7 protein-coding genes and 1 pseudogene are annotated in these 7,528 nt (G+C 51.8%); all 8 read left to right on the forward strand.

Annotated elements, in window-relative coordinates:
- Nucleotides 1–22: 22 nt before the first annotated feature.
- The gene (locus ABEV74_RS14475) at nucleotides 23–1,099 is read left to right on the forward strand and encodes an LLM class flavin-dependent oxidoreductase (RefSeq protein ID WP_430146887.1); all 1,077 of its coding nucleotides are present in this window, start codon (nucleotides 23–25) and stop codon (nucleotides 1,097–1,099) included.
- Nucleotides 1,077–1,274 carry a MetQ/NlpA family ABC transporter substrate-binding protein gene (locus tag ABEV74_RS14480; protein ID WP_430146889.1) on the forward strand — a complete coding sequence of 66 codons (198 nt, stop codon included), beginning with the start codon at nucleotides 1,077–1,079 and terminating at the stop codon, nucleotides 1,272–1,274. Before ABEV74_RS14475 ends, ABEV74_RS14480 begins: the two co-directional genes overlap by 23 nt.
- A gap of 321 nt (nucleotides 1,275–1,595) precedes the next feature.
- The gene (locus ABEV74_RS14485) at nucleotides 1,596–2,294 is read left to right on the forward strand and encodes a DNA alkylation repair protein (protein WP_430146890.1); all 699 of its coding nucleotides are present in this window, start codon (nucleotides 1,596–1,598) and stop codon (nucleotides 2,292–2,294) included.
- Nucleotides 2,295–2,442: 148 nt separating this feature from the next.
- Complete coding sequence (locus ABEV74_RS14490; RefSeq protein ID WP_430146891.1) at nucleotides 2,443–3,660, forward strand: GTP-binding protein; 1,218 nt, start codon at nucleotides 2,443–2,445, stop codon at nucleotides 3,658–3,660.
- Nucleotides 3,661–3,802: 142 nt separating this feature from the next.
- Nucleotides 3,803–4,249: a Fur family transcriptional regulator gene (locus ABEV74_RS14495; RefSeq protein WP_213526783.1), complete on the forward strand. Its 447-nt coding sequence runs from the start codon at nucleotides 3,803–3,805 to the stop codon at nucleotides 4,247–4,249.
- Between the two features lie 189 nt (nucleotides 4,250–4,438).
- Nucleotides 4,439–4,741, forward strand: coding sequence for an ArsR/SmtB family transcription factor (locus ABEV74_RS14500; RefSeq protein WP_062492869.1), 303 nt, complete (start codon nucleotides 4,439–4,441; stop codon nucleotides 4,739–4,741).
- Nucleotides 4,742–4,847: 106 nt separating this feature from the next.
- Complete coding sequence (locus ABEV74_RS14505; RefSeq protein ID WP_430146892.1) at nucleotides 4,848–5,822, forward strand: LLM class oxidoreductase; 975 nt, start codon at nucleotides 4,848–4,850, stop codon at nucleotides 5,820–5,822.
- A gap of 66 nt (nucleotides 5,823–5,888) precedes the next feature.
- A pseudogene (locus tag ABEV74_RS14510) lies at nucleotides 5,889–7,112 on the forward strand (NAD(P)H oxidoreductase).
- Nucleotides 7,113–7,528 lie beyond the last annotated feature (416 nt).

The raw sequence follows: 7,528 nt of genomic DNA on the forward strand, positions 1-7,528 counted from the left end.
CGTAAAGGAAAGGTGAGCATCGATGAGCATGCAGTTCGCCATCTGGGGTTCGAATATTGCGGGCGGTTTTCTTCGTTCCGCGGTCGAGCAGGATAAAGACGCAAGCTTCGCTTACAATTTGCGGCTCGCTCAGCTTGCCGACTATCTCGGCTACGAGGCGATTTTGTATCCCGTCCGCTATATCGGAGCGATCGGCGGAGGGAATTCGGGGAGCGGCCAACTCGATCCGCTGGCGACGGCGGCGGCGATCGCGGCCGCGACCCGCCGGATTCGCCTCATCAGCGCCGTCCTGCCGGGCTTTTTGCCGCCGGTAACGTTGGCGAAGATGGGCGCGACGATCGATCATATTAGCTCGGGCCGTTGGCATGTCAATCTGGTGACCGGCTGGTTCCAGGAGGAGCAGGAGATGTTCGGCGTCCCCTGGATCGGCCACGACGAGCGCTATCGGCGTTCCGAAGAGTATATCGAAGTTTTGAAAGGACTTTGGCAGCACGAAACGTTCACCTTCGACGGCCATTATTACAAGATCAAGGAAGGCAGAATCCGGCCTTTTCCTTACCAGCGGCCGTATCCGGTCATTTTTCAGGGGGGGAACTCCCAGGAAGCGCGGAACATGGCCGCCAGACTGTCGGACTGGTATTTCATCAACGGCGCGCCGACGTCTGAAATCATAGAGCAGATTCGCGAGGTGAGCGAAATGGCTGCCCAGCACGGCCGAACGGTTCGGTTTGCGGTGAACGCGTTTGTGATCGCAAGAGAATCCGAACAGGAAGCCCGCGAGGATATATTGGAGCGTGCCGATCATTCCGCGATCCGTCAATTCCAGGAAAGGGCGAAAGGAGCCGAAGGCATGTGGACCCGTGCCGCAACCGTCAGCGATTTTGTCGCGAACAACGAAGGATTCCGCACGGGGCTGATCGGTTCCTATAGCCAGGTGGCCGATAAAATCGCGGAGCTGCGCAGCGCGGGCGTGCAGATGCTGCTGCTTACGTTCCGGTTTCCGCTGAAGGAGCTGGTCGAATTTCACGAATATGTCATGCCGAAGATGCATGAAGCAAGGACTGCCTCGCTTTCCAATGCCGAGGGCCATCGTTTGTAAACCAAGGGAGGGGGAAGAAACCCCGGACCAATATATGAATCTCGTAGCGGTGAAGACGGCGGACAAGGACAAGCAGTTCGTAAAAGATCTCGTAGAGGCCTATCAATCCGAGGAGTTCAAAAAAGTGACCGAAACCCGGTTCGAAGGATTTGTCAAACCCGATTACCAAAAATAAGGTTGCCTGTTCGGAATCTGGCTTGCCGGAGGAATAGGAATGAATGCGACGATCAGTCAAATCGATAAGCATTTCCGAGCATTTCGAAAGCCACATCCATCGTTATGATAGCGTGATGGCACAATATTTCGCCAGTCGCGCGGAAAGGAATCGCGATTCCAAGGGTTCGAACTTTCCTAGCGGAATCTATGGAGCCTGATCCATGCTGCGGGCGCAGGACGGATCAGGCTTTGCTTCATTCTGTTCCCGACTGTAGAATGAGATATAGGGAGGATTCTACAGGATCGAACGGTTGCCATAACGAACGGTAAGGAGTATACAGTGGAGAAAACGATTAAAGACCAATTAAAGGAACTGGCTGATGCCGGCTATCAAAAATTCGCGGCTGCGCTGATCCCGAACGTCGATCATGTGTTGGGCGTCCGCTTGCCGCAGCTGCGCAAACTGGCCCGGGAAATTGCCGGAAGCGATTGGCGCGCCTATCTGGCGCAAGCGGATGATGAATTTTTCGAGGAAGTGATGCTGCAGGGCATGGTCATCGGCTATGCGAAGGCGGATGTCGAAGAAATTTTGCGCTATGTTGCCGCATTTGTGCCCCAAATCGATAACTGGTCCGTATGCGACAGTTTTTGCGCGGGACTGAAGTTCACCCGTTCGCATAAGGAGCGGGTATGGCATTTTTTACAGCCTTATCTGGCTTCGGACCGGGAATATGACATCCGTTTTGGCGTCGTCATGCTGCTCAATTATTATATTGACGAGTCATATATTCATGATGTGCTGCGATGGCTGGACCGTATCCGGCATGACGGCTACTATGTGAAAATGGCGGTGGCATGGGCGATATCGATCTGTTTTGTGAAGCTGCCCGAACCGACCATGGCCTATCTGCAAAACCATTCTCTGGACGATATCACGTACAACAAAGCGCTGCAAAAAATTGTAGAATCCCATCGGGTGACGGAGGAAACGAAAACGCTCATACGCAGCATGAAGCGAAACCGATCGCGAAGCGGTTGACGAAACAAGCATGACCTGCTAGAATTTCCTTAAACGTAATTATTACATTTAAGAAAGGGATACGAAATCAGCGCGAAGCGAGCCGGGTTTCAGCCCCGGCTTTACACTTGCGCGATAAGCGTAAAAATTACAATTAAAAGGTGATGGTATGACGCAAAACAAAATACCGGTTACCGTATTAAGCGGATATCTGGGAGCGGGCAAAACAACGGTTCTGAACCATGTGTTGAACAATCGCGACGGCTTGAAAGTGGCGGTAATCGTCAACGATTTAAGCGAGGTCAATATTGACGCTTCGCTCATCAAGGATGGGGGAGGACTTTCGCGGACAAACGAAAAGCTGGTCGAAATGTCCAACGGCTGCATCTGCTGCACCCTTCGGGAAGATTTGCTCCGCGAGGTGGAGAAATTGGCGAAGGAGCAACGTTTCGACTACATCCTGATCGAGTCCACGGGAATCGGCGAACCGATTCCTGTCGCGCAAACTTTCACTTATATCGATGAGGAGCAGGGGATCGACTTGTCCCGATATTGCCGGCTCGACTGCATGGTCACGGTTGTGGACGCCTATCGCTTCTGGCATGATTTTTCATCCGGAGAGACGCTGCTCGATCGGAGCCAGGCTGTGGGAGAGGATGACACCCGCGAGGTTGTCGATTTGCTGATCGACCAGATCGAATTTTGCGACGTGCTGCTGCTGAACAAATGCGACATGGTGGAAGAGGACGAGCTTGCGAAGCTGGAGAGCGTTCTTCGAAAACTTCAGCCGCGAGCCAAAATCATTCGGACCGAGCATGGCCGGGTAAATCCGTCGGATATTTTGAACACCGGTTTATTCAACTTTGAAGAAGCAAGCACATCGGCCGGTTGGATCCAGGAGCTGAAAAAGCCGGTCCATACGCCGGAGACGGAAGAATACGGCATTTCCTCTTTTGTTTACGAACGCGTCAAGCCGTTCCATCCCGGAAGACTGATGCGATGGATGGAAGACTGGCCATCCGAGGTCGTCAGAGCGAAAGGAATCGTCTGGCTCGCCACCCGCAATCAGTTGGCTCAAAGCCTCAGTCAGGCGGGGCCGTCTATCCAATTCGGACCTTCGGGATATTGGATTGCCGCTTTGCCCCGGGAAGAACGGGAAGCCATACTTAGGGAAAATCCGGATTTGGCCGAACAATGGAACCCCGAATACGGAGACCGCATCAACAAGCTGGTATTTATCGGGATCGACATGGATCGGGCCCGTCTCATCTCCAGCCTGGATGTCTGCTTGCTGACCGAAGAAGAAATGAAGCGGGACTGGAGGCTTTTCCCGGACGATTTGCCGAATGCCGCGATAGACACAAGCGATGCCGCTTCACCGTCATGAGCGGGCGGTCATGGGACCATGGCTCCGACAGCATGGCAACAGCGCAACGGAAATGATACAATAGGGTCAATCAAGTTGCTCGTTGCAATGGGAACGGATCCGATCACATCAAGGCCGATTTTCGGAAAGGAAAGGGAATGGAATGTCTGGTTCCGGTACAGTACAGGAAATGATTGCGGTCATGTCCAGAAACGGATGGAGAATTACCGATCAGCGGAGAACGTTGGCTCAAATTTTTGCCGATCATGACGGGTACTTGTCCCCGAAAGACGTGTACGATCAAATGTGCGTGAAGTACCCGAGCGTCAGTTTCGATACCGTTTATCGCAATCTCCGCATGTTAAGCGAAATGGGAGTTCTGGAGCAATTTTATTTTATGGACGGCGGATTGAAATTCAAGGGAAGCTGCCATTCTCATCACCATCACCATCTGATCTGTCTGAACTGTGAAAAGACGCTGACATTCGATTACTGCCCTTTGGAACAAAACATGGACCTTCCCGGAAATTATAAAATCGTAAATCACCGATTCGAGATTTATGGGGTTTGCGAAGACTGTCAAAATCAAATCTCTTCGCCCGCAGAATGACGCGAACTTTGGTCTCCGCTCCGGACGCACGGACCGTGCGTCCGGATTGTCATTTCATAGATGCGGATTGACAGACCACAATTGAATTGCAACCGTACGCGCCGCAATGTTAGAATAATGAAAACTTCGATCGTCGGCGCTAGGTCGGCGTACGCAAAATGATACAATTTCAGGCATCTGGAGGTAGCCATGGAACTTTTGGACGTATTCAAGGCTTTGTCCAATGAAACAAGGCTGCAAATCATACAGTGGTTAAAAAATCCGGAGATTCATTTTCCCAAACCGCTGCACGGGGATATTAACGAAGACGGCGTTTGCGTAAGCGACATCCATAAAAAAGTGGGATTGTCGCAATCGACCGTGTCCCTTTACCTGTCCATGCTGCAAAACGCCGGATTGATAAAAGCAAAACGCATTGGGCAATTTACTTATTATAAGAGGGACGAAGAAAATATCAAAAAAATGACCGAGTGGTTATCGACGGAATTGTAATTTGAAATGTTTGCAAGCCGCTTTTTGATCCTTGCAGGATGCCTCATTTTATATTATTATATCGATAATTATAGATATTTATGAATATGGATATAGAGGGACGAAGATGAGTCGGTTTGAAAAGCACAAAGGTTATTCGCGCATGTTTAAAGAGAATCGGTTGACGCTCGGCTTGTTCTTTCCTTTGGAATCCTACGAAGGCAGCGTGCCGGAGATGAACATAGAAAAGCAATTGAAGCTGGCAAAAAGAGCGGAGGAGCTTAATTTTGCCGCATTGTTCGTCAGGGATGTGCCGCTTCATGACCCGTATTTCGGGGATGTAGGCCAAATTTACGATCCGTGGGTCTATCTGGGGTATATAGCCGCCCATACCCAAAACATCGCGTTGGGGACCGCAAGCATTATTCTGACCTTGCGCCATCCTTTGCATGTAGCGAAAGCGGCAGCTTCCGTCGACCGCCTGTCCGGCGAACGGCTTGTGCTCGGGGTGGCGACCGGGGACCGGCCTATCGAATTCCCGGCGTTCTCCGTCAATTTCGAAGAGCGCGGCGCTTTGTTTCAGGAAGCCGTATCGGTCATGAAACAAGCGTGGAAAGAAGGTTTTCCGACGATCCAATCGCAGCGAGTCGACCTGACGAACGGGGATCTGCTGCCCAAACCGCGTCTGTCGGATATTCCGCTGCTGGTAACCGGCCACAGCTCGCAGTCCCCTGAATGGATTGCCCAAAACGGCGACGGTTGGATGTATTATCCCCGGAATATCAAATTCCAGGCGGAACTGATCAAACATTGGCGAACGTTCACCGATCAATTCAAACCGTTCAGCCAATCGCTCTATATCGATTTGATGGAAGATCCGAATCATGCTCCTGTACCGATTCATTTGGGGTTCAAAATCGGGCGCAAACCATTAATTGAATTTCTTGAGTTTCTGCAAAATGTGGGCGTCAATCATGTCATCATCAACCTCAAGTACGGCCATCGTCCTGTCGAAGACGTGATCGAAGAATTGGGAGCGGAAGTCGTACCGCATTTTCCCGCATTAACCGGCGGAACCGCAGCCGGACAAAATCGTTCATGAACAGGGCGGGCGCTGTTGCGGCAGTACCGGTTGGGATCACTAATATCCGTTAAGGGAGTGGCTCAAATGAAAGTGCTGACGATCGTTTCGCATCCGAGAAGAAGTTCGCTGACGTTTTCCGTTGCCGAACGTTTCGTTCAAGGACTTGCCGATGCCGGCCATGAAGCGGAAATCGCCGACTAGTACGGGGAGGAATTTGATCCGCTCGTCTTCGAAAAAGACGAACCCGACTGGGATAACCCGCACAAGAGCTATTCCGCGCGCGTTCAAGCCGAAATGGCGAGGCTGAAACGAAACGAAGGGCTTGCGTTTATTTTTCCGTTATGGTGGTATTCGTTGCCGGCCATTACGAAAGGCTATATAGACCGCACGTGGAACTACGGCTTTGCGTATGGCGGAACGAAGCTGCCGCACAAAAAAGTATTGTGGATTCCGCTTGTCGGAGAGACGGAAGAAAGCTTGCGAAAACGAAATTTCGATACGATGATTTCCCATTATCTGAATGTAGGTCTGGCCGGGTATACGGGCATTTCCCAATCGGAAGTGGCATTTCTGTACAACTGGCACGGGGAGCGGTGGCGGGATGCGGCGAAGCTCAGCAGCGTCAAGCAGAAATACGGGCTGGACGTCGCGGGCGTATACGTCGTGCTGGACCTCTCTTTGGGTGAGAGCCATCCGAGAAACCAGGGCATTCTGAAGCTGCTGGAGACGATGGAAGGGTGCTCGACCGTCGAACTGGCGATTCAGTCCGTCGGCAGTCATCTTCGTCCTTCGGACCCGGCGGGTGACGACATCGCGGTCAAGTGGCTGGAGCAGGCGCTCAAAATTTGCGAGCGGCGCAACATCGACATTTTGCTGTACACGCATCTGTCCTTCTGGATCGAGCGCCACGAAGATGCGGTGCGGCTGTGCCGGCGGTTCAATCATCCGAATCTTGGCATCGTGTTCTGCGGCTACCATTGGTACGCCGTTGACAGGACCAATCTGGCGGGCTTGCTGCGGGAGGTGTCGCCGTACCTGAAGCAGGTGAACTTGTCCGGCAGCCGTCCGAGTCCGCACGGCTTCGGCAATGTCGCTACGATCGAGCCGTTGGATGAGGGCGAGCTGGACAATTTCGCGTTGCTCGGACAGCTGAAAAAGATCGGTTTTGACGGGATGATCGGCTTTCAGGGCTGGAGCGAAGGAGGCGACGCCTATTCGAAGCTGCGACGCTCGCTCCAGGCGTTCCGCGACATGGAACGGCGGCTTGAGGCGCATCCGCACTGGGCGGAACTGGGCTTGCTCCCGTAATCTTTTGGCAACCTCGATTCGATTTTCCATGAATCGAGGTTGCTTTTTTTACGGGAAAATAAAACATCAGCATAAATTGCGGGCGTATGCCAAACAAAATCCGGTTGAATTCGTAGCTTCATAAGCCGATAAAGTCGGAGTTTCGAGACAGACGATCATCGTCCCGCGGGAATTTCCCGGGGGATCGTTTTATATAATGGGGATATAACGGGCATCGCTTGGTTTTTATGAATAGGCTTTCTTGATTGGAAGAAACATTTCTAGTAATATTCACTATTATTCGACTTGATTTCATAACGGCACACATCGAGGGGGAGATGAGATGAAATGAACACCTGCAGAACGGCAAGCCTCGCGGTCCTTTTGATTCTAATTATTTTCGTAAGCGCTTGCAAAAAGGGTTTCGGATGCTCACG

The sequence above is a fragment of the Paenibacillus cisolokensis genome, from assembly GCF_050481165.1.
GTDB lineage: Bacteria > Bacillota > Bacilli > Paenibacillales > Paenibacillaceae > Paenibacillus_AH > Paenibacillus_AH cisolokensis.

Excerpts from the sequence above, each read along its gene's own strand:
- ABEV74_RS14500 (WP_062492869.1), top strand. The coding sequence starts at position 4,439 with ATGGAACTTTTGGACGTATTCAAGGCTTTGTCCAATGAAACAAGGCTG.
- ABEV74_RS14490 (WP_430146891.1), top strand. The coding sequence starts at position 2,443 with ATGACGCAAAACAAAATACCGGTTACCGTATTAAGCGGATATCTGGGA.
- ABEV74_RS14505 (WP_430146892.1), top strand. The coding sequence starts at position 4,848 with ATGAGTCGGTTTGAAAAGCACAAAGGTTATTCGCGCATGTTTAAAGAG.
- ABEV74_RS14475 (WP_430146887.1), top strand. The coding sequence starts at position 23 with ATGAGCATGCAGTTCGCCATCTGGGGTTCGAATATTGCGGGCGGTTTT.
- ABEV74_RS14480 (WP_430146889.1), top strand. The coding sequence starts at position 1,077 with ATGCCGAGGGCCATCGTTTGTAAACCAAGGGAGGGGGAAGAAACCCCG.
- ABEV74_RS14495 (WP_213526783.1), top strand. The coding sequence starts at position 3,803 with ATGTCTGGTTCCGGTACAGTACAGGAAATGATTGCGGTCATGTCCAGA.